The sequence below is a fragment of the Cyanobacterium aponinum PCC 10605 genome (assembly GCF_000317675.1).
GTDB lineage: Bacteria > Cyanobacteriota > Cyanobacteriia > Cyanobacteriales > Cyanobacteriaceae > PCC-10605.
The window spans coordinates 313,538-335,042 of record NC_019776.1 but is presented as its reverse complement, the minus strand read 5'-3'; the positions used below and the strand labels follow the sequence as shown (position 1 = coordinate 335,042).

At 37.3% G+C, this 21,505-nt stretch carries 15 protein-coding genes; 9 read left to right on the top strand and 6 right to left on the bottom strand.

The features are described 5' to 3' along the window. Nucleotides 1-3: 3 nt before the first annotated feature. The 4 genes from CYAN10605_RS01360 to tsaD all read right to left on the bottom strand — a co-directional run bounded on the left by CYAN10605_RS01360 (nucleotide 4) and on the right by tsaD (nucleotide 4,445). Nucleotides 4-627: an exopolysaccharide biosynthesis protein gene (locus CYAN10605_RS01360; protein ID WP_015218147.1), complete on the bottom strand. Its 624-nt coding sequence runs from the start codon at nucleotides 625-627 to the stop codon at nucleotides 4-6. Nucleotides 628-758: 131 nt separating this feature from the next. After that, nucleotides 759-1,973: an ATP phosphoribosyltransferase regulatory subunit gene (locus tag CYAN10605_RS01355; RefSeq protein WP_015218146.1), complete on the bottom strand. Its 1,215-nt coding sequence runs from the start codon at nucleotides 1,971-1,973 to the stop codon at nucleotides 759-761. A 48-nt stretch (nucleotides 1,974-2,021) separates the two neighbouring features. After that, nucleotides 2,022-3,032, bottom strand: a complete 1,011-nt coding sequence (locus CYAN10605_RS01350) for a DnaJ domain-containing protein (RefSeq protein WP_015218145.1) — start codon at nucleotides 3,030-3,032, stop codon at nucleotides 2,022-2,024. Between the two features lie 360 nt (nucleotides 3,033-3,392). After that, a complete protein-coding gene (tsaD, locus tag CYAN10605_RS01345; protein ID WP_015218144.1) occupies nucleotides 3,393-4,445 on the bottom strand; it encodes a tRNA (adenosine(37)-N6)-threonylcarbamoyltransferase complex transferase subunit TsaD in 1,053 nt (350 codons plus the stop codon). 149 nt (nucleotides 4,446-4,594) lie between these two features. On the opposite strand from tsaD, the gene CYAN10605_RS01340 reads away from it, so the two are divergent. The 3 genes from CYAN10605_RS01340 (at nucleotide 4,595) to CYAN10605_RS01330 (ending at nucleotide 6,835) form a co-directional block, all read left to right on the top strand. After that, complete coding sequence (locus CYAN10605_RS01340; protein WP_015218143.1) at nucleotides 4,595-5,101, top strand: photosystem I reaction center protein PsaF subunit III; 507 nt, start codon at nucleotides 4,595-4,597, stop codon at nucleotides 5,099-5,101. 41 nt (nucleotides 5,102-5,142) lie between these two features. Then, nucleotides 5,143-5,271: a photosystem I reaction center subunit IX gene (gene psaJ, locus CYAN10605_RS01335; RefSeq protein ID WP_015218142.1), complete on the top strand. Its 129-nt coding sequence runs from the start codon at nucleotides 5,143-5,145 to the stop codon at nucleotides 5,269-5,271. A gap of 493 nt (nucleotides 5,272-5,764) precedes the next feature. Further along, complete coding sequence (locus CYAN10605_RS01330; RefSeq protein WP_015218141.1) at nucleotides 5,765-6,835, top strand: glycosyltransferase family 4 protein; 1,071 nt, start codon at nucleotides 5,765-5,767, stop codon at nucleotides 6,833-6,835. A 314-nt stretch (nucleotides 6,836-7,149) separates the two neighbouring features. Here CYAN10605_RS01330 and CYAN10605_RS01325 read toward each other — a convergent pair whose 3' ends face one another. Beyond that, nucleotides 7,150-8,238 carry a CobW family GTP-binding protein gene (locus tag CYAN10605_RS01325; RefSeq protein ID WP_015218140.1) on the bottom strand — a complete coding sequence of 363 codons (1,089 nt, stop codon included), beginning with the start codon at nucleotides 8,236-8,238 and terminating at the stop codon, nucleotides 7,150-7,152. 185 nt (nucleotides 8,239-8,423) lie between these two features. Here CYAN10605_RS01325 and CYAN10605_RS01320 point away from each other — a divergent pair, with 185 nt between their 5' ends. The 3 genes from CYAN10605_RS01320 to CYAN10605_RS01310 all read left to right on the top strand — a co-directional run bounded on the left by CYAN10605_RS01320 (nucleotide 8,424) and on the right by CYAN10605_RS01310 (nucleotide 13,550). Then, nucleotides 8,424-10,058, top strand: coding sequence for a CocE/NonD family hydrolase (locus tag CYAN10605_RS01320; RefSeq protein WP_015218139.1), 1,635 nt, complete (start codon nucleotides 8,424-8,426; stop codon nucleotides 10,056-10,058). A gap of 123 nt (nucleotides 10,059-10,181) precedes the next feature. Beyond that, nucleotides 10,182-11,624 carry a family 10 glycosylhydrolase gene (locus CYAN10605_RS01315; RefSeq protein WP_015218138.1) on the top strand — a complete coding sequence of 481 codons (1,443 nt, stop codon included), beginning with the start codon at nucleotides 10,182-10,184 and terminating at the stop codon, nucleotides 11,622-11,624. 438 nt (nucleotides 11,625-12,062) lie between these two features. Beyond that, on the top strand, nucleotides 12,063-13,550 hold the full coding sequence (locus CYAN10605_RS01310; RefSeq protein ID WP_015218137.1) for a SulP family inorganic anion transporter: 1,488 nt from the start codon (nucleotides 12,063-12,065) through the stop codon (nucleotides 13,548-13,550). Nucleotides 13,551-13,871: 321 nt separating this feature from the next. Here the strand turns inward: CYAN10605_RS01310 and CYAN10605_RS01305 are convergent, their stop codons facing one another. Continuing rightward, nucleotides 13,872-14,672 carry a YdcF family protein gene (locus CYAN10605_RS01305; RefSeq protein WP_015218136.1) on the bottom strand — a complete coding sequence of 267 codons (801 nt, stop codon included), beginning with the start codon at nucleotides 14,670-14,672 and terminating at the stop codon, nucleotides 13,872-13,874. A 547-nt stretch (nucleotides 14,673-15,219) separates the two neighbouring features. Here CYAN10605_RS01305 and CYAN10605_RS01300 point away from each other — a divergent pair. The 3 genes from CYAN10605_RS01300 to CYAN10605_RS01290 all read left to right on the top strand — a co-directional run bounded on the left by CYAN10605_RS01300 (nucleotide 15,220) and on the right by CYAN10605_RS01290 (nucleotide 21,500). After that, on the top strand, nucleotides 15,220-17,067 hold the full coding sequence (locus CYAN10605_RS01300; RefSeq protein WP_150108915.1) for a serine/threonine-protein kinase: 1,848 nt from the start codon (nucleotides 15,220-15,222) through the stop codon (nucleotides 17,065-17,067). Between the two features lie 511 nt (nucleotides 17,068-17,578). Beyond that, nucleotides 17,579-18,571, top strand: a complete 993-nt coding sequence (gene hemB, locus CYAN10605_RS01295; RefSeq protein ID WP_015218134.1) for a porphobilinogen synthase — start codon at nucleotides 17,579-17,581, stop codon at nucleotides 18,569-18,571. A 184-nt stretch (nucleotides 18,572-18,755) separates the two neighbouring features. Continuing rightward, entirely contained in the window at nucleotides 18,756-21,500 is a 2,745-nt protein-coding gene (locus tag CYAN10605_RS01290; protein WP_015218133.1) for a phycobilisome rod-core linker polypeptide, read from the top strand. Nucleotides 21,501-21,505 lie beyond the last annotated feature (5 nt).

The window sequence follows — 21,505 nt, the reverse complement described above, 5'->3', positions numbered from 1 at the left end:
AAACTATTTCTTAAAGTATTGCTCAATCCAATCAATAATACTCAAGCCTCCCCAAATAGTTGCAAAAATAATAGAGGCAGAAACGACTCCCGCAATTAAACAAAGACTTAATCCCGCTAAAACAATAAAACCATCATCCTCCTGCATCCCAAAAGCAGTAACAAAAATACCCATAGCAGGAGCGGTATTAGTGCCTGGAATTGGTATCATCATGGAAATAGCCATAAGTGCGATCGCAATTCCAATCACAATTCTTCCTGAAAAGCTAGTACAAATATAGGTAAGACGAGGTTTTGTTAAATTCTCAATTCTTTTTAACCAAGGTAAACCCATTTGCACAAACTTACGAGCAGTGCTGGTTTTCATAGCCCCTTTAAGCATTTTATCTGGCAACCAAGGAGTTTTATGCCCAATTACTAACTGAATCGCCAATAAAAAAATCAAAATCCCAAAGGGGATAGAATAGCCCGGAGCAGGTATGGGTAAAGCAGAAGGTAGCGATAAAATCACTAAGAGAAAACCAAATATTCTCTCCCCTGCAAGGCTTAATATCTCCTCTAGGGTAATTTTTTCTTCCCTTTCTTGTACAAAAAAATAGTCGTTTAATTCTTGAGACAATTTGGACATAAATTTAATTCTTAAGTAGTTATTGGGAGATTGGGGATTTGGGGTGTGAGGGGGATGAGGGGATGAGGGGATGAGGGGAGAGGGAGAAACAAGTAATTATTAACTATTAACTATTAACTATTAACTATTAACTAATTAGCCGTTTCAATTTTTGCATTCCCATTTTCATCAACCCATGCTAGGTAGGAAATACCCTCCTCAAGGGCATAGTTCCGAATTTCATCAGGAGTGCGCATTTTTAGGTCAATTTCCACTCTGACGATGTGGTTAGTATTTCTCAATTTTTGGGCATAAGCAAAAGCTGAATTTGATGCTTTTATGTTGGTAGGTATCACTAACCAATCACTGGGGGGAGTACTTTGAGGTAAATTAGGGCTATTTAATAAGCAATTATGTAAGTCTTGAATGTTAAAACAAAAACCGATACCGGGAGCATTCTTTTTCTGAGGGTGATACACTTCCAAAAGTTGATCGTATCTTCCCCCTTGCCCTAATACATAGGGTTTATTGCCCATAACTTGGACTATCTCGAAAACAATACCCGTATAGTAGTCAAAAGTCTGAATTAAACTTAAATCTAAGGTTATAGGTAGGGGTTTTTCACAGCTATGATTGATTAAATCCATCAATGACTGTAAATGATTAACGGCTTTTTGGGCGGTTTCGTCTAAGTCAAAGTCGGCAACTCTGGCTAATACTTCTTGGGGATTTCCTCTTAAATCGAATAGTTGTAGTGCCTTAGATTTGAGATTGTCTTCTAAATCTAGTTTTTGTAACTTAACTCGATCTAAAGATGCGATCGCATCTAAAATTTGTTCACGAAAAGCACAAGGAAAAGTATTAAGCAATGAGCGGGTTAAACCTGCATCCCCTAAAAGTAATTGTGCGCCCTCAATGCCCAAAGATTGTAAACAATTAATCAACAGTAAGATAATCTCCCCATCGGCCAAAACACCTTCAGCGTATAATAACTCGACTCCTGCTTGATAAAATTCTAATTGTTTGCCATGATGTCCTGCAGGGGGATTACGAAATACATTTGCTCGATAACAAAGTCTTTGAATGGTTTGATTGCTGAGACGATTAACCGCCGCCCTAGCAATAGAAGCAGTTAACTCAGGGCGTAAACCTAAACGCCCCTCACCAATGTTTTGCAGTTGAACTACAGTAGAAGGTTCGATCGCCCCTCCCGCCATCAGAGTATCCACCCATTCAATGGTAGAAGTGACGATTCTTTTGTATCCCCAACGCTGGAAAACCTCTTGTAAGCGATCATTAATCCAACTTTTTTGGGCTACTTCTAAAGGTAGTAAATCTCTTGCTCCGGCGGGTGCTTGATGAATCATACTGAAAATTTGTAAGTCTAAGGGATGGATGATAAATCATGGTTAATCCTACCACAAAGGAATACCAAAAATTTTGGGTGGCTCTTTTTTACCTTTTTTATCTTTAGATTTTTCTTTATCTGAACCTTTACTTTCTGTTTTTTTACCATCAGTTTTTCCAGTAGAGGATTTTTTCTCTTTCTGTTTCAATTCTTCCTGAGCTTTTTTCACGGTAGGATTATTGCTATCAATACCTACAGCCTTATTAATATGAATACGTCCATAGGGCAAATTATTCTGGAGCAAATAAACAGAACCTAACATAGCATGAGCCACCGCACTATTTGCATCTATTTTTACCGCCTCTCTCAAGTCAAAAAGTGCCGCATCAGGGTTAAACTGCTCGATATGATTTTTCGCACTACTGATTAGTTTTTCTAAACGAGAAACAGGTACTTTTTCCTCTTTTTCTTCTACCTGTTGAGAAACACCAGTATTACCAGACTGCTCCGGTGCGGCGGTAATTATTGGCTCAGAAACAGCAATTTTAGGCTCAACATTAGACGAAGCCCCACCCATTACTTTACCCAATTCCCCTTGTTTTTGACGAACTAAATAAATCATATTCAATTCGCTTAATAAACCGATTTTGACGGCTAATTTACTTAAATCTTGATATTGTTCTTTTGCCAAAGTTTCAATTAAATCTTGATACATTTTGTTGAAATTAGCTTCTTCCCGCAATAATTTTTTGGGAATCTCACCGCTAAGAGTCATTTCTTTAGCCATAGGTGCTAATCTCATAGAAATCTCAGAAAAGATAAGTTGACATTCTTTCCTTAGTTTGTCCTTATATAAATTTTCATAAGCTGGATTGACCAATTTAGATAAAATGGTACTTGCTTTTTCTCTGTTTTCCCTCGTTTCAGCCTGATTGGTGTCTGGATGAAGTTGATAAGCTAATTTTAAATAACGCAAACGAATATCCTTGGGACTCGCAGAAATAGGTAAACCTAGAATGGCATAGTAGTCTTTTACCTCGTACTTGAACAATCCACCTTTCAAATCGGAAATTAACATATTTTATACAACCTCTTAAAATTTATTTAGATGATTTTTATAATTGCCAGAAATCAAACTTAGGTTTTTTCCTCAGATAGTATGCTATTTTACTAATAAATAAATCATCCAATCTTGATTGCAGTTCAGATTTAGCGATAAAGGTGAGAATCCGATGACAATTTAAAAGTACATATGTCATTTATTTTTCACTCTTACAAATCGAACTCTAAATTAGTGTCTATTTTCTGTCTTTATATCTATGGTAAGCAAAGAAACAAGATAATTTCGCTTTAAAATAAGGTAGTTGGCATTCATAAGCACAAGAATCTCAAAAATTCAAAATTATTTGAAATAAATAATCATCATTGTAATCTTAGATTAATTGACACTGTAGAGTTGTTCTATATTTTCAAGGTTCATTCTCGATGATACCCCCAAACTAAGAGGCGATCGCATCTTATTAATAAAATGTTCTTCTCCAGCACAAGCAATCATCGCTCCATTATCGGTACAGTATTTCAGAGGAGGAAAGAAGACTTGAAGATTATGATTTTGAGCTTCTGCTTGTAAGGTATTTCTTAAGGCACTATTTGCCGCCACTCCACCCCCTACGGCAATGGTATCCAAATTGAGGTCTAAACAAGCTCTAATTGCCCTTTTTGTCAATGCCTGAGCAACGGTATATTGAAAACTAGCACATAAATCCGCTACAGGTAAAGAATCGAGATTTTCTTTTTGTAAACCTTGAATAAGTCTTAACATAGCTGTTTTTAGACCGCTAAAACTACTGTCATAGGGGTGATAACCCTGATTATTCGGTAGAGATACTTTTCCTTCTGGCAATTTAAAAGCATGGGGATTTCCTTCCTTTGCTAACTTATCGATAATAGGACCTCCGGGATAGCTAAGGTTGAGTAATCGTGCCACTTTATCAAAGGCTTCCCCTGCCGCATCGTCACGGGTTGAGCCAATGGTTTTGTAAACTCCGCTTTTGATGACGTGAATTAAGCTAGTATGCCCCCCTGAAACCAATAAACACAAAAATGGTGGTTTGAGACTCGGTTCACCCAGATAAGAAGCGTAAATATGACCCTCCAAATGATGAATTCCTAAAAATGGCTTATTATGAACCATTGCTAATGTTTTCGCCGCCGTAACCCCCACAATTAAAGACCCCACTAACCCGGGAGTCACTGTAGATGCGATCGCATCTATGTCAGACCATGATAAACCAGATTCAGTCATTGCTTGATCAATACAAGGATTAATCATTTCTAAATGACGACGAGAAGCCAACTCTGGTACAACTCCGCCATACTGCTCGTGTAATTTAATTTGCGAAGCCACCACATTAGCGATAACATTACGATTTGTTACAATGGCGACGCTAGTTTCATCACAACTACTTTCAACTGCTAAAATTGTGGGCATTATTTTCTTGATTTGTTAAGAATAATAAATTTTCTAACTATTACTTTACTCCATTTACTAATCACAGTAAAATCGCATTTGAAGTCATTTTTGAGGCTTCATTTTTTGTAACAAAAACTTATTGTTTCGTAGCAAAAGGAAACAATTTTATGAGAAAAATATTCAGTTTAGTATTAGCATTTACGCTATCAATTACCCTCTGGTTCAATTTCGCACCTGCGGCTCAAGCCGATTTATCTCACTTAACTCCTTGTAGTGAGTCTCCTGCTTATCAAGCGAAAGCAAAAAGTTTCCGTAATACCACCAGTAATCCTGAGTCTGGTCAAAAACGTGCTGAAAGCTACGCTGAAGCCCTTTGTGGTCCTGAAGGCTACCCCCATTTAGTAGTTGATGGCAGATTAGATCACGCTGGTGACTTTATCATTCCCGGATTATTATTCCTTTATGTTGCTGGTTGGATTGGTTGGGTAGGACGTTCTTACTTAATCGCCATTCGTGAGGAAAAAGACACCGAGATGAAAGAAATTATCATCGATGTACCTTTAGCCATTAATAAAATGTTATTCGGTTTTATGTGGCCTTTACAGGCTTTCGGTGAGTTTACTTCTGGTAAATTAACGGTTAAAGATTCCGAAATTCCCGTTTCCCCTCGTTAATTTCTCGGTCAAATTTTAGTTATTTTTTAGGAGAAAATTAGATGAAAGGTCTAACTACTTTTTTGTCCACTGCACCAGTTTTAATTACTGCTTTATTAGTTTTCACTGCTGGTTTATTAATCGAATTTAATCGTTTTTATCCCGATCTTTTATTCCATCCTATGGGGTAAATATCTGTTTCATAGTTTAAAAACTTGAAGTCGCCTCTTAAGTCATTTTTGGGGCGATTTTTTCTGTGAGTATGTAACCTGAGTTCGAGATAAAATTGTAGTAAAAGTAGGGAATAGGTAAAACCCCTCTATGTCTCAGGGCTGTTTCACTTTCGAGAAAGAAAAAAGAGCGGGAGATAAGGGGAGACGGAGATGGGGAGATTTTTGACTTGCAGATTTTAAGTAAGAATAAAAAATCTTGAAACAATCAATTAATTACAATAAATTATCAAAACTCATTACTCATTACTTATTACTCATTACTCATTACTCCCGTAAACCTGAAACCTGCCACCTGACACCTTTTTCTAACCGATAATTTACACGACGAGCAGTAAAAGAGCAAAAAAAATAGCCATCTCTAATTATTTTGTGAACCAGATCAAGTTAACATTAACTACATAGAAAATGTTGTTTTACTATTTATTCAATCTCCCAGTCAGATAGCTAACTTATGTTACCAAAAACCTCCTCTGTAAACGAAATTTACCATCTAATTGCTTTTCTTGTTTCAATGAATGTGGTAATGTGGAGTACCCCTGTTGTTAAAAATATTGGTCTAAGAAGTGGTCATGTAGATAAACCAGATGCAAGAAAAATTCATAGTCAACCAATTGTTAGAATTGGCGGAATAGCTATTTTTGCAGGTACAACGGCAGGTTTATTGATTGTTTGGTGGTTAGGAGGTTTTGGTGTATTGTCCCCAGAGAAAGATGCGGAAATTTGGGGCGTTACTATTGGAGCAATTTTCTTTTTTTTCATTGGTTTGGCTGATGATTTATTTAATCTTTCTCCTCAATCCCGTTTATTAGTTCAATCTATAGTTGCTTCTTTTGCTTGGTATAAAGGGGTGAGAATTGATTTTTTTACAATTCCCTTTGGTGATTTAATCCAAATTGATATGTGGTGGCTGAGTTTACCCATTACCGTAATTTGGTTAGTGGGAATGGTAAATGCAGTTAACTGGATTGACGGTTTAGATGGTTTAGCCGCAGGAGTTTGCGGTATTGCGGCAGTGGTGATGTTAATTGTTAGTTTATTCATGAATCAACCGGCGGCGGCTTTATTAGCGGCAGGGTTAGCGGGAGGTGCGTTAGGTTTTTTGAGGTACAATTTTAATCCTGCAGAAATTTTTATGGGAGATGGTGGCGCGTATTTCATGGGTTTTATGTTAGCAGGGGTTGCGGTAATCGGCATTTCTAAAACTGCGGCGGTAACAGCAGTGCTTTTACCCTATGTTATTTTAGCTGTACCCATTTTAGATATGTCTTGGGTGATTTTATCTCGTGTTTTGCAAGGAAAATCTCCCTTTTTGCCCGATAAGCGTCATTTACATCATCGTTTATTACAAGCAGGAATTTCTCAACGACTAACGGCTATTTATATTTATTCTTTAACATTATGGGCAGGTAGTCTTGCTTTGGCTTTTTCTGGTTTTCCTAGTGGCGGGGTTTATGCTTTGGGGGCAACAATGTTGCTTATTTACACCACTTGGCAGGTATGGAGAAATTCCATTAGAAATTAGGTGTTGCTGATTTTAGAGATGATTTCTCATGTAGGTGGAGAATGAATAAATAATCTCAGTTTGGTTTAACAATATTGAAAAGGGTAGGTATCAGGGAAGACTAGAGTTCGCTGCACTCGTACACTCTTTTCTGTCGTGAACGGGGTTTTTAATTGTTAATTCTTAACTATTTACCTTTGCCCTCCCCCCTCAAGAGGGGGGATAAAGGGGGGTTCATCCCTTGCCTTTCGACTTTTGCATTCTTCAAGCAACGCCAAATTATGAATTATCTTCTCCTAATCTTCCTAACATCCTAATACATTTATCGAAAATCACTACTCAACTAAGCACTGTTGTAATTGAGTTAAGATGCGATCGCAGTCTATATCTTGTCCAATAAAGACTAATTTATTTTGTTTGGTTTGATTAGGTTTCCAGACATCATCTTCAATGGTGAAACGCTTACCACTTAAATGGAAAATATGACGATCGGGGCTTTCCTTAAACCATAACACACCTTTTGCTCGAAAAACGTTGGCAGATAACTTATTATCAAGAAAATCTTGTAATTTACGGATATAGAAAGGTTTATCACTAACAAAAGATACTGACATAAATCCATCATTTTCTAAGTGATCAGAGTGATGATGATGGTCATGATCGTGATCGTGGTGATGGTGATTATGTTCTTCATGGTGGTGATGTTCATGATCGTGGTCATGATGATCATGTTCATGGTCATGACTGCTATTATCGGAATTATAGTACTTATCAGACTCGAATAGACCCACACTAAGAATTAAAGGTAAAGGCACTTGAGATTTAGTTGTGCGTAAAATCCTCGCATCTTTTTTAATGTCTCTAAGTCTTACTTCCAATAAATCAACATCTGCAGAATCCACTAAATCAGTTTTGTTGAGCAAAATAATATCACCATAGGCAATTTGATTATACGCCGCTTCACTGTTGAATAAATCAAGGCTAAAGTTTTCACTATCCACCACTGTGACAATAGAATCTAATCTTGTCATGTCTCTTAATTCAGTACCGAGGAAAGTTAAGGCTACAGGTAAAGGATCAGCTACACCAGTAGTTTCTACCACTAAATAGTCTATTTTTTCTTCTCTTTCTAATACCCGATAAACTGCATCAATTAAATCGGTGTTAATAGTACAACAAATACAACCATTGCTCAACTCTACCATAGAGTCATCGCTGGCAATAATTAAATCATTATCAATACCAATTTCACCAAATTCATTAACTAAAACTGCGGTTTTAACACCTTGTTGATTTTGTAAAATATGGTTAAGTAAAGTTGTTTTGCCGCTACCTAAAAATCCTGTAATGATAGTCACGGGTAAACCGTGTTTAGGGGCATCTATACCATGAGCTGAATTTGTTACTGATTCTACAGTCGTCATAACAATGATTATTTATTCTTCTCGAAATTGATTATTAATCATTGATCTTAGCAAAAAAATATTGCCCATGAATAATATCGCAATCTTATTTGATTCATAATATTTTACGGAAGGTAAAATTTTCAAATTCAGTATTTTCCAAATTCTCATTCTTTGAAATCAAAACTAGCTTGGTAGAAAAAACAATGTCCATTATCAAAACAACTCAATCATTTTTAACCCGTAATGGCATTAAATTAGTATCTGACATTTATCGCCCTAATACCTCAGAAAAATTGCCCGTTTTACTAATGCGTCAACCCTACGGACGTGCGATCGCATCTACGGTAGTTTATGGCCATCCCCGTTGGTATGCAAATCATGGTTATATAGTTGTGATTCAAGACGTAAGAGGAAGAGGAGATTCTGAAGGGGAATTTCGGCTATTTGAATCAGAAATTGAAGATGGCTACGATACCCTTGACTGGATAGCAAATTTAGAGGGTAGCAATGGTAATGTAGGAATGTACGGCTTTTCTTATCAGGGAATGACACAATTATATGCAGCGATTAGTCAACATCCTGCCTTAAAAACCATTTGCCCGGCAATGATTGGTTATGATTTATACACAGATTGGGCGTATGAAAATGGAGCTTTTTGTTATCAATTAAACTTAGCATGGGCGATTCAATTAGCCGCAGAAACTGCCCGTTTAAAAAGAGATTTACCTGCTTATAAAACTCTTTATTTAGCCAGTCGGAATCTTCCTATTTATGACATACCTATTACCGTTGATGAAGCCTTGAGAAAATATTGTCCCAGTAATTTTTATTATCAATGGTTAAGTAATACAGAAAATAACGAATATTGGCAAAAACTCTCTCCCAAAACTTATTTTCAGGATATAGATTTACCCATGCTTCATATTGGCGGTTGGTTTGATGCTTATTTGCGAGGTACATTGAATTTATATCAAGAAATGAAAACTAAAAGCAAATTTCAACAGTGCTTAATCGTTGGTGTTTGGGGGCATATTCCTTGGGGAAATACCCTTGGCTCTCGCTCGTTTTCTAGCTTTGCTAATTCCAATATTGATCAAACTCAAATAGCTTGGTTTGACAAATATTTAAAAGGTATTGAAAATAATTATTTGCCAAAAGAAAATATTAATTTATTTCAAATGGGTAGTAATAAATGGATAACTAAAAATAATTTAACCAATAAAACAAACAAGTATTTATATTTAAAAAGTACAGGATTAGCTAATATCAAAGATGATGATGGTGTATTATTAGTAAATAATCAAGAAAATAATGAATTTCAAGAAGATATAATTGTACAAGATTTTTGGCGAAATGTTCCAAGTTTAGGAGGTCATAGTTTTGTTCCAAGTGGCGTTTTTAAAAGAACTGAATTAGATAATCGCAGTGATATTATTACCTATACTTCTAACTTTTTAACTGAAGAATTAGAAATTATTGGAGATATAGAATTAGAAATTTTTGCTCAAAGTGATCAATATAGTTTTGATTTATCAGCAATTTTATCTCAGGTATTTCCTGATGGTAAAGTTTATAATTTCACTCAAGGACATATTAGAATTCTTCAAAATAATTGTGAACAACCTATTAAGTTTAAATTACAGCCAACTTGTATAAAATTAGAAAAAAATACAGCTCTGCGTTTAAGTATTAGCACAACTAATTTTCCTGCTTATTTAGTCAATACAGGGGATAAGAAAAACTATCATCATTCATTCCTAAATTTAGAAACTACTCCATTAACAGTAAACATATTTTCAGGGAAAGACAAGCCATCTAAAATAATATTCAATACTTAAATTCTCCGAGATAATCCAATTAATAATATATTTTGTTAAATTAGTTCCTAGTTATTAACATTTACTCATAAAAGTGTAACTCCATCTATTAATTTTTAATTCCTTCTATTCTCTCGGAAACAAATGCAGAAACTCTCTTGGTTAAATATTAGTCTCATTTTCATTTCCCTTATTAGTCAAACCTTATTTCAGTTACCTAGCTATGGGGTTACTAATCCTTATTGTCAATTAGATCAAAACTCCATCAACATCAAAAATAATTTAAGGGAAAAAGCAATTTCTGGAGACAATAATGCCCAAAGAGAATACCAACAACTTATTCAACAACATAGCCAACAACTCAATAATTGTCGTCGTAATCATTGGCTAAAAGAACAAGCCATCTGGTTAAGGCTTTATCCCTGCGATGCCAAGGCAGGTTCAATTGATCGCGTTTTAGATCAAATTGTTAATTTAGGTTATAACACCGTTTACTTAGAAGTATTTTATGATGGTAGAGTATTACTACCTAAAAATGGAAATTTCACAGCGTGGGATAGTGTTTTAGACGCTCCGGGGTACGAAAATAGAGATTTATATGCGGAAACCTTAGAAAAAGCCCGACAAAGAGGCTTAAAAATTTATGCTTGGTTATTTAGTCTCAATTTTGGTTATGTTTATGCTCAAAGAAGCGATCGCACCTCTGTATTAGCTCGGAATGGTAGAGGAGAAAATAGTATAGACTTTGTCCATGACCAATCACAGGCTTTTGTTGATCCCTATAGTCGTCAAGCAAGACAAGACTATAGCCAAATGTTACAAGCAATATTGCAACGCCGTCCTGATGGGGTACTATTCGACTATATTCGCTATCCTCGTGGTAGTGGCAATGAGTCGGTGGTGGGTAAAGTAAAAGATTTATGGATTTATAGCCCCGCTTCCAAGGAAACCCTTTTAAATAGAGCAACAAATAGACAAGGGAGATGGTTATTAGAAAGATACATTACTAAAGGCTCAATCAATGGTAATGACATCGAAGAAATGAAAAGACTATACCCAGATGAAAAAACCCCCCTTTGGCAGGGAAGAAATCCTAATGCTCCTAACAATTTGAGTAACTTACAGATTGAAACTTGGTACTTTACCGTTGCCCATGCCGCCCAAGGAGTCATTGATTTTCTCGATTTTGTCTCAAGCCAAGTTCAACAAAGAGGAATACCCGCAGGAGCAGTATTTTTTCCAGACGGTAATCAAGTGGTAGGAGAAATAGGCTTTGACTCTCGTTTACAACCTTGGGATAGTTTTTCTCCCCGTATAGAATGGCATCCCATGTCTTATGCTTTATGCGGTAGTCCTAACTGTATCATTGATCAGGTAAAAAGGGTAACTCAAGCCTCGGCACAAGATAGCAATGTAAAACCTGTTTTAGCAGGATTTTGGGGGAGAAACGATGGTAAACGCCCCTCTTTAGAATCTCAAATGGAAGGGATTAGAAACTCAGTAAAAGGAGTACAATCTATTAGTCATTTTGCTTACTCATGGTTAGAACCTGAACACACTAGAGAAAGACAAAGTTGTAATTTTTAACACTGATCATAAAGGCTCTTTTGCCTTTTATTGCCTATTGCTCTTTTCGCTATCACTCACAAATAAAAATTTATCCGAACTCAGGTTAAGTAACAATATTTTTATGTCTCAATTTTTGGCATAATTTCAGTACATTTCATACCGTAATTCAGCAATGCCACTTTGAAATCTCTTGATTTTTCCCAGAAAAAAAGCTATAAGTATTATTAACTTTTGTAAATAAAACTCGATCGCATCTAAAATAATGTATCCCCCCTAAACTAACTTTATATTCTAATCCATATATATTAAATCACTAAGTTTGGAAGCTAAATTTAGAAGTTTAAATCAACGGGTATTGATGAAAAAACTGAATAAATTGATTTTCAATAATTTTTTATTAAATTAAATCATTTTGTTTTAACGTCACCTATACTTAATCAAATATTACCGGAGGAAATGTTTATCAATTCAAGAACCCTAAAAAGGGAATGGTTTTCCAATATTAAAGCAGATATTTTAGCAGGAGCAGTCGTAGGTTTAGCTCTTATTCCAGAGGCGATCGCATTTTCCATTATAGCGGGAGTTGATCCCAAAGTTGGCTTATACGCATCCTTTATTATTGCTGTAATCACCGCATTTCTCGGAGGTAGGACTGGTTCTATCTCTGCCGCTACAGGTGCAATGGCATTATTAATGGTTAACTTAGTAAAGGATCATGGTATCGAATATTTATTTGCGGCAACTCTGTTAACGGGGATTTTACAAGTATTATTCGGGGTATTCAAACTCGGTAAACAAATGAAATATGTACCCCGTGCCGTGATGATGGGTTATATTAACGCTCTGGGAGTACTAATTTTTCTCGCTCAACTACCTCAATTAACCAATGTACCCTCCACAGTATATTTAATTACGATCGCATCTTTACTAATTATTTATATCCTACCCCGTTTTACCCAAGTAGTACCTTCTCCTCTCGTTGCCTTAGCGGTAATGACAATAGCCACCATTACCCTGAAATTAGATGTGCCTACAGTGGGAGACATGGGAGAATTGCCCACCACATTACCAATTTTTGCCTTACCTAATATACCCTTAAACCTCGAAACCCTCAATATCATTCTTCCTTACTCTCTGACAATGGCATTAGTGGGATTGCTCGCCTCTTTCCTCACCGCCGCCCTAGTGGATGAATTAACCGATACCCCTAGCGACAAAAACCAAGAAGCAAAAGGGCAGGGTATCGCTAATATTGTTACATCCTTCTTTGGGGGTATGGCCGGATGTGGCATGATTGGGCAGTCTGTCATTAATGTACAATCAGGAGGTAGAGGCAGATTATCGACTTTTAGTGCGGGAATTTTTCTGTTATTTGCGATTTTAGTCCTGCAAGATTGGGTTAAACAGATGCCTATGGGTGCATTAGTTGCCGTAATGATTATGGTATCTATTGGTACGATACGTTGGTCATCTTTTAAGAATATCCCTCGCACTCCTCCCACGGAAACGGCAGTAATGTTAGCAACCATGTTAATTACCATTGCTACCCGAAATTTTGCATTGGGGGTAATTACCGGCATTATCATGAGTACAGTATTTTTCTCCCGTCAAATTGCACAATTAGTGTTTGTGGATAAAGTATTGAGCGAAGACGGTAATCATCGTACCTATAATGTATCTGGGCAAATTTTCTTTGTCTCCATTGAAGAATTTTTAGGTAAATTTGATTTTGACGAATTAGTCGATACTGTCACCATTAACTTAACTCACGCCCACCTATGGGATCAAGGGGCAGTTGCGGCCGTGGATAAAGTGGTATTGAAATTCCGTCGTAATGGTGCAGAAGTTAAATTAATTGGCTTGAACCAAGCTAGTGCAACTTTGCTAGAAAAACTTACTACTCAGGAAAATCCCCCCATAGTTGAAGAATTAATTACTCATTAAAACTTCAGGGGGATGCAACACCGGAATGATAACCTAGAAGTAATGAGTTCGGAGTTCGGAGTTCGGAGTTATTATTAACCTCAACACTATTTACACCTTTGCCTTCTCCCCTCATCTTTTCTTCAAATTTCCCTGACAATTTGTCATCACAAAACTTGTTGAATTTTTCGGTAAATTTCCTGTCTACTTATTTATCATTTATTACTTGTTTCCCCTTTTCCCCTCATCCCCCCATCCCCCCATCTCCTAACACCTGCAACCTGCGACCTGACACCTGACACCTAACCTTATCAGATATTTTTAAACCGAAACTGAAGTTCACTAAATCCATCCTTTGAGCTTATAAATAATAATTCCTAAATATTCTTTTAAGGCTAGGTTAGTATTGTACAAATATGTGGAGTTGGGAAAAAGATTAATAATTATATTTTGCCAACTGTCATCCTTGATAAAATCTTGTTCGGTTACAAAAAAATCTGTGGGAGCTGGTATTACATCAAAACCTTGTTTTTGAAAAATTTTCACCGATCGCGGCATATGTAATGCTGACGTAACTAATATAATTTGTTTGATTCCTTTCTCTTCTAAGATTAAACGGGTATTGACGGCATTTTCATAAGTATTTAAAGATTTACCTTCTTTTATAATTGCTGATTCTGGAACGCCAAGTAATACAAGTAATTTAGTCATATCAGAGGCTTCTGAACTTTGGCTCTCTAAGGCTTTCCAAGGGATTCTTCCCCCCGAAACCAGAATTAAAGGAGATTTTTTCATTTTATAAAGTTGAGAGGCATAAATGACGCGATCGCCTTGTTCTGCTAAATCAATCATCGGGCGGGGGTAAACTAGAGGCTTGATTCCCCCACCTAATACAACTATGGCTTGTGCGTTATCAATGGAGCTAGGAGAGGCTAAATATTGCCATTCAAGGGATTTAACCAGTAAATTACTAACAAAAAAATTACTCGACAGAAATAAAACTAACAAAGCCAAGATAATCGGAATGGGTAAAAAACGGGGAAATTTCCACCACAAAACTAGGGCAATTAACAAAGAAAAACAGGCAAATCCCAGAGGATAGAGAAAAAGAGGTAATAATTTTGATAAAAAAAGAAAATCCATAACAAATTTGATTTAATTATTCTAACCTGAGTTCGGATAAGCTGAAAGCATTATTTTCTCCTAGTCAGAAAACCTTATAGCTTCTTAGAAACAACGATAAAATTGCCTTAATCCGAACTGACTTAAACAAGGGGCTTAAGCCCCTTGCTAAAAACCCCTACCACCTGCAACCTGCAACCTGCAACCTGACACCTAACCTTGTTGGATATTCTTAAACCGAACTGAGGTTATTCTAGTAGTGGGAATTTCAATCCTTTAGGGAAGCACAGGGCGGAGAGGATGCCAAAAATACAAACAGGAAAAACTCTGTAAAATCCCATGTTTTAAGTTTTTTTGACGTACTCCATATTATATTTTGTCACTAATTTTTTAAGAGGTTGATGAATTTGCGTACCTTGCCTCCGAAAAAAAATAATAACACACTGATACTCTGAAGGACAGGGCTGTAGACCCACATATTTTTGCTAAAAACTAGCTGAATTGAGAAAGAAATTGCTATATTCAATAGAAGTTTTCTTTGATTTTTTGTTGAGAGATGATAGTTGAGATGGATTCATTAATTGCAGGGCGTTATCAAATTATAAATACTTTAGGCAAAGGAGGCTTTGGAGAAACATTTTTAGCCAGAGATACCCACTTACCCTCTCAACGACTAATTGTGATCAAACGTCTGCGACAAGTTAACTCTAATCATAATGTATCCGCCGATGTAATTAGCGATCTTTTCCAGAAAGAAGCTCAAGTATTAGAAGAATTAGGGCAAAACTGTCCTCAAATTCCCACACTATACGCTTATTTTGTCGAAAACAACCAATTTTATCTAGTTCAAGAATATATTGAAGGAACAAGCCTTGCTGATTTGGGAATTATAAACTCCAGCCAATGTCGTAATATTCTCACATCTTTATTGCAAACTCTACAATTTATTCACAGTCAAAAAATTATTCATAGAGATATTAAGCCTGAAAATATTATTATTCGTCACCGTGATGGAGTACCCATTTTAATTGACTTTGGTGCAGTGAAAGAAACTATGGGTACTGTGGCTTTGAGCTCTGGTTCAATGGTAAGCTCCGTGGTAGTGGGTACAAAAGGATTTATGCCCCCTGAGCAAAGCACGGGTAGAACCGTTTACAGTAGCGATTTATACGCCCTTGCCTTGACTATGATTTATAGTCTAACAGGAAAATATCCCATCGAATTTCCCAGTAATTCATTAAATGGGCAGTTAGAATGGACTAATTATGTCCCTGATATAGATCCACAATTACAAGAAGTGCTAAGTAGGGCGAGTAAAATTGATCTAAGTCAGCGTTATGCAACCGCCAAGGAAATGTTACAGGATTTGTGTTTGAGTGAAATTCAAACCGTTGCAGTTATCCCCCAAGGGAGAGAAATTCCTGACAAATTACCTCTTCATTCTCCCAGAAATTCTAACTCAGAAATTAATTCCCCTACCGTTGCCATTCCCGTCGATTATAACTCGATGTCCGGCACACCTACCCCAGTACAACCAAATATTAAACCAGAGATAAAACCTGTCAATAATCCTGTTTATTCTCAGGAAAATTCTCCTTCTCACCCAGTAACTAAGCCAAAAAACTTTTCTCAACCGATTTCTCAACCCTCTTACTCTTCTGATACTTATACCCAAGAAAATTACCAAAAAAATAATTGGATTCCCTTAGTTATAAGTGCTATCATTGCCGGAGTTTTAGTTTCAGCGGGATTTTTAATCACTGAATATATCCAACAAACTCAAGCACAACTCGCTCAAATTGAGCAAGAAAAGGCAGAAACAGAAGCGAGACTAGCTCAAGAACAAAAAATGAGAGAAGAAGAAGCCCAAAGGAGAGCAGAAGCTGAAAAACAACGTCAACAAGCTGAATTAGAAAGAATTAGGGCTGAACAGTTGAGAAGGCAAGCCGAGGTAGAGTCTCAAAACAATGCCATAACGACGGATATTAGTAACCCCGAAAATATGGTTAACACGGGAGATAGTGCGGATAATCAAACTGATGCAACTTCTGTCGATAATGCTGAAAACACTACGCCCAATACAACTAACACTTTAAATGCAGATTCCGCAGTTAGTGCCTTACAGGAGTTTTATAATTTAGTTTCTCAGAAAAATTACGATCGCGCCCGTCAGTTTTTTGCTAATCCGAATAACCTTGATCCTAGCTTTTTTAATCAATTTGCTCAAGTAACCGTAGAAGAGTTAAAAGTCGTCAATCAAAATGAAAACCTTATTACTTTGGAAGGAAAAAACACCTATCTTTATAAAGATGGTACAAAACAAAAAGAGAAAAGAAATTTCACCATAGAGATGATTGATGGTAATTTGAAACTTACTAATTCTGCTTTTTTAGAAGTTCTTGACAAAAGAAAATAATTTTGGCTCTATCACTTCTCGTCGTGTAAATTATTAGTTAACCTGAGTTTTGGATAAGCTGAAAGCAGACCAACTCGTAGTCAGAAAATCTTATAGCTTCTTAGAAATAACGATAAAATTGCCTTAATCCGAACTGACTTAAACAAGGGGCTTAAGCCCCTTGCCTAGGTCAGAAGAAAGCCCCTTGCTAAAAACCCCTACCACCCCAAAACCCTAAGCCCCTACTTCCCCCTTTCCCCTCATCACCTCATCCCCTCATCCCCTAATACCTGCAACCTGCAACCTGCAACCTGACACCTGACACCTAAAAGGTTATGGAAGTCCCGTTTTTCTTATTAAATTTATCATAACCACACTCTGAAGAACCAGAAGAACCATAATTTTATATGTATTTCAATTTGCAAACAAAACGGTAAAAGTAACAAAATATTGCTAACTTATAGGGAAAAAGACTGCGATCGCCTTAAACTAGGAAAACGGTCATTATTCAAACAAATATAAATAGTTAGATATGTTCCCTATTAATCGCCCTCGCCGTTTACGTGCTTCTGTTGGCTTACGTCGCATGGTACAAGAAACGGTTTTAACTCCTAATGATTTAATTTATCCTTTATTTGCAGTACCCGGAAATGCGATCGCAAAAGAAGTCAAATCCATGCCTGGAGTTTATCAATTATCTGTGGACAAAATAGTTGAGGAAGCCAAAGAGGTCTATGACATGGGGATTCCCGCTATTATTCTTTTTGGTATTCCCGAAGATAAAGACAACGAAGCAACTGGGGCATGGCATGATTGTGGCATTGTACAAAAAGCAACCACCGCAGTCAAAGAAGCAGTACCCGATTTAATCGTGATGAATGATACCTGCCTATGTGAATATACTCCCCACGGACATTGTGGTTACTTAGAAGTAGGCGATTTAGTAGGTCGGGTTTTAAATGATCCAACTCTTGAACTATTGAAAAAAACCGCAGTCTCCCAAGCAAAAGCAGGAGCTGATATTATTGCCCCTTCAGGGATGATGGATGGCTTTGTTAAAGTAATTAGAGAAGCCTTAGATGAAAATGGTTTCAGTCATATCCCCATCATGTCCTATGCCGCTAAATATGCCTCTGCCTATTATGGACCTTTCAGAGATGCCGCCGAATCTGCTCCTAGTTATGGAGATAGACGCACCTATCAAATGAATCCTGCCAACAGTTTAGAGGCTCTCAAAGAAATCGAATTAGATATTGCTGAGGGTGCAGATATGCTTATGGTGAAACCAGCATTATCTTATATGGATATTATTTGGCGAGTCAAAGAAGCTACCAACTTACCCGTTGCCGCCTATAACGTTTCTGGGGAATATTCCATGGTGAAAGCCGCCGCCTTAAATGGTTGGATAGATGAGAAAAAAGTAACCATTGAAACCTTAATGAGTTTTAAACGAGCAGGAGCAGATTTAATCTTAACTTACCATGCAAAAGATGCTGTCCGTTGGTTAAATGAAGTTAGCTTTTAAGCATTATTCAAGACTTACTGAGTCCTAATTTGAGAATAAAACAAGAGATTAAATCTCCATCAATCTGAAAAATAAGCATAGAAGTTGTAACAAATGTTAACAAAATAACAATCAGACCCCAAAAAGATTTAATCTATAACCTAATGAATGGATAAAGAAACTAAATTTTAAAATAAAACAATCAATGAGTATAAAAGCAAGTGGCGGTAGTTCTTTAGCCAGACCGCAATTGTATCAAACAGTAGCTGTATCCACGATCATTCAGGCAGAACAGCAAGATCGTTTTCTCGATCGCAATGAACTAGGGGAATTAGACACCTATTTCAACTCAGGATTAAGAAGACTGGCAATCGCTGAAGTCTTAACCCAAAATTCTGACTTAATCGTATCCCGTGCCGCTAACCGTATTTTTACTGGTGGTTCACCCATGTCTTTCTTGGAAAAACCTCCCGTAGAACAAACGGAAAGAACCTTAGTGGGCGTTGGTGGTGGCAGTGTTGCTGATTTACCTAGTGACATCAAAGCGGCTCAACAATCCACTCAAACTTTTGTCAGTGGTGGGCAAGGAAGCGAAAGTGGTGGCGGTTTACTTGGTGGTTTATTATCTGTTTTTACTAACCCCGGCATTGGTAAAATTCCCGTAGGTTTTCGCCCCATCAACATTTCTCGTTATGGTCCTGCTAATATGACCAAATCCTTACGGGATATGTCTTGGTTCTTACGTTATGTTACTTATGCAGTAGTTGCTGGTGATCCCAATATTTTGGTAGTAAACACCAGAGGCTTAAAAGAAATTTTAGAAAATGCCTGTTCCGTTGATGCTACTGTTGTGGCTTTATTAGAAATGAAAGTGGCTTCCATTAGCTACTTTAAAAATGATGCCGAAGCCAAAGATATTCTCACCCAATACTTTGACATTTTGGTAAGTGAGTTACAAACTCCAACCCCTTCTAATAAACTTCGCCAACGTAACTCCCGTGACTTACAAGGTTTAGAACTACCCCAAAGTTACTTCAACGCCGCCGAGCGTCGTCCCAAATTCGTGATGAAACCCGGTTTATCCGCCACAGAAAAAAATGATGTGGTTAAAGCCGCTTATCGTCAAGTGTTTGAGCGTGACATCACCCGTGCTTACTCTCAATCCATTTCTTACCTCGAATCTCAGGTGAAAAATGGTGATATTTCCATGAAGGAATTTATCCGCCGTTTAGCGAAATCTCCTTTATACCGTAAGCAATTCTTTGAACCTTTCATCAACTCCCGTGCCTTAGAATTGGCTTTCCGTCACATTTTAGGTCGTGGTCCTTCTTCCCGTGAGGAAGTACAAAAATATTTCTCCATCGTTTCCAGTGGTGGTTTATCTGCTTTAGTAGATGCGTTAATTGATTCTCAAGAATATTCCGACTACTTCGGTGAGGAAACTGTACCCTACATCAGAGGTTTAGGAGTAGAGGCTCAAGAATGCCGTAACTGGGGAATGCAACAGGATTTATTCAACTATTGCGCACCTTTCCGCAAAGTACCTCAGTTTATCACCACCTTTGCTAAGTACGATCGCCCCTTACCAGATCAACACGTTTATGGTTCAGGAAATGACCCCTTAGAAATTCAATTTGGTGCGATTTTCCCCAAAGAAAACCGTAATCCTAGCAGTGCGCCTGCACCTTTTAGCAAAGATACCAAACGTATTTTAATCCATCGTGGACCTGGTATCAACAACCAAAACAGCAATCCTAAAGCCCGTGCAGTCAACCCCGGCTCATTGGGAGCAAAAGTGGTTCGTTTAAATAACCAGTTACCCGGAAGCAGTAACGGTGCTAGCGTTAAATTCGGTGAAAGTTCCACTCAAGCGGTAATCCGTGCTACCTACCGTCAAATTTTTGGTCGTGATGTTTATGAAGGACAACGTTTAACCGTAGCGGAAATTAAACTTGAAAATGGTGACATTAGTCTCAGAGAGTTTGTCCGTATTTTAGCTAAATCTGACACCTTCTTAAAAACCTATTGGACTCCTTTCTATGTCTGTAAGGCGATCGAATATATCCACCGTCGTCTCTTAGGCCGACCTACCTACGGACGTAGTGAGATGAACAAATACTTCGATTTATGTTCTAAAAAAGGTTTCTATGCCTTTGTAGATGCGTTGATCGACAGTACTGAGTATAACGAAGCCTTCGGTGAGGATACCGTACCCTACGAGCGTTATTTAACTCCTGCTGGTATGCAATTACGCATGGCAAGAGTAGGAACACTTCGTGAGGATATTGGTAAACGAGTTGATAAGGAAGTAACCCCCAGATTTGTTGAATTAGGACAAGTTAGCGGTTTACGCACTGAACCCGATGTTAAAGCTCGTGTGAATCAAGGTGTTACCGTTCAACGTCAACAAACCAAAGTCTTCAAACTCACTAACACCAGTGATAAAGTAGCGTTAAAAAATGCAGTTCGTGCCGCTTATCGTCAAGTGTTTGAGCGTGATATTGAGCCTTATGTTGTCAATGCTAATTTCACCAACTTAGAAAGTAAATTAGGTAACGGTGAAATCACTGTGAAAGAGTTTATCGAGGCTTTAGGTTCTTCTGAACTATACTTAAAAGAGTTCTATGCACCTTATCCTAATACTAAAGTAATTGAGTTAGGAACTAAGCATTTCTTAGGACGTGCGCCTTTGAACCAAAAAGAAATCCAACACTATAACCAAATTTTAGCTTCTCAAGGTATTCGTGCCTTTATTTCTGCTTTAGTTGGTAGTATGGAATATGCTCAAGTGTTCGGTGAAGATACTGTGCCTTATCGTCGTTATCCCACTTTACCTGCGGCTAATTTCCCTAACACCGAAAGACTTTATAACAAGTTAACTAAACAGGATAGTGAGGTCGTTGTACCTAGTTTTAAACCTGCGGTAAGCACTTCTGCATCTATCAACTAGATATT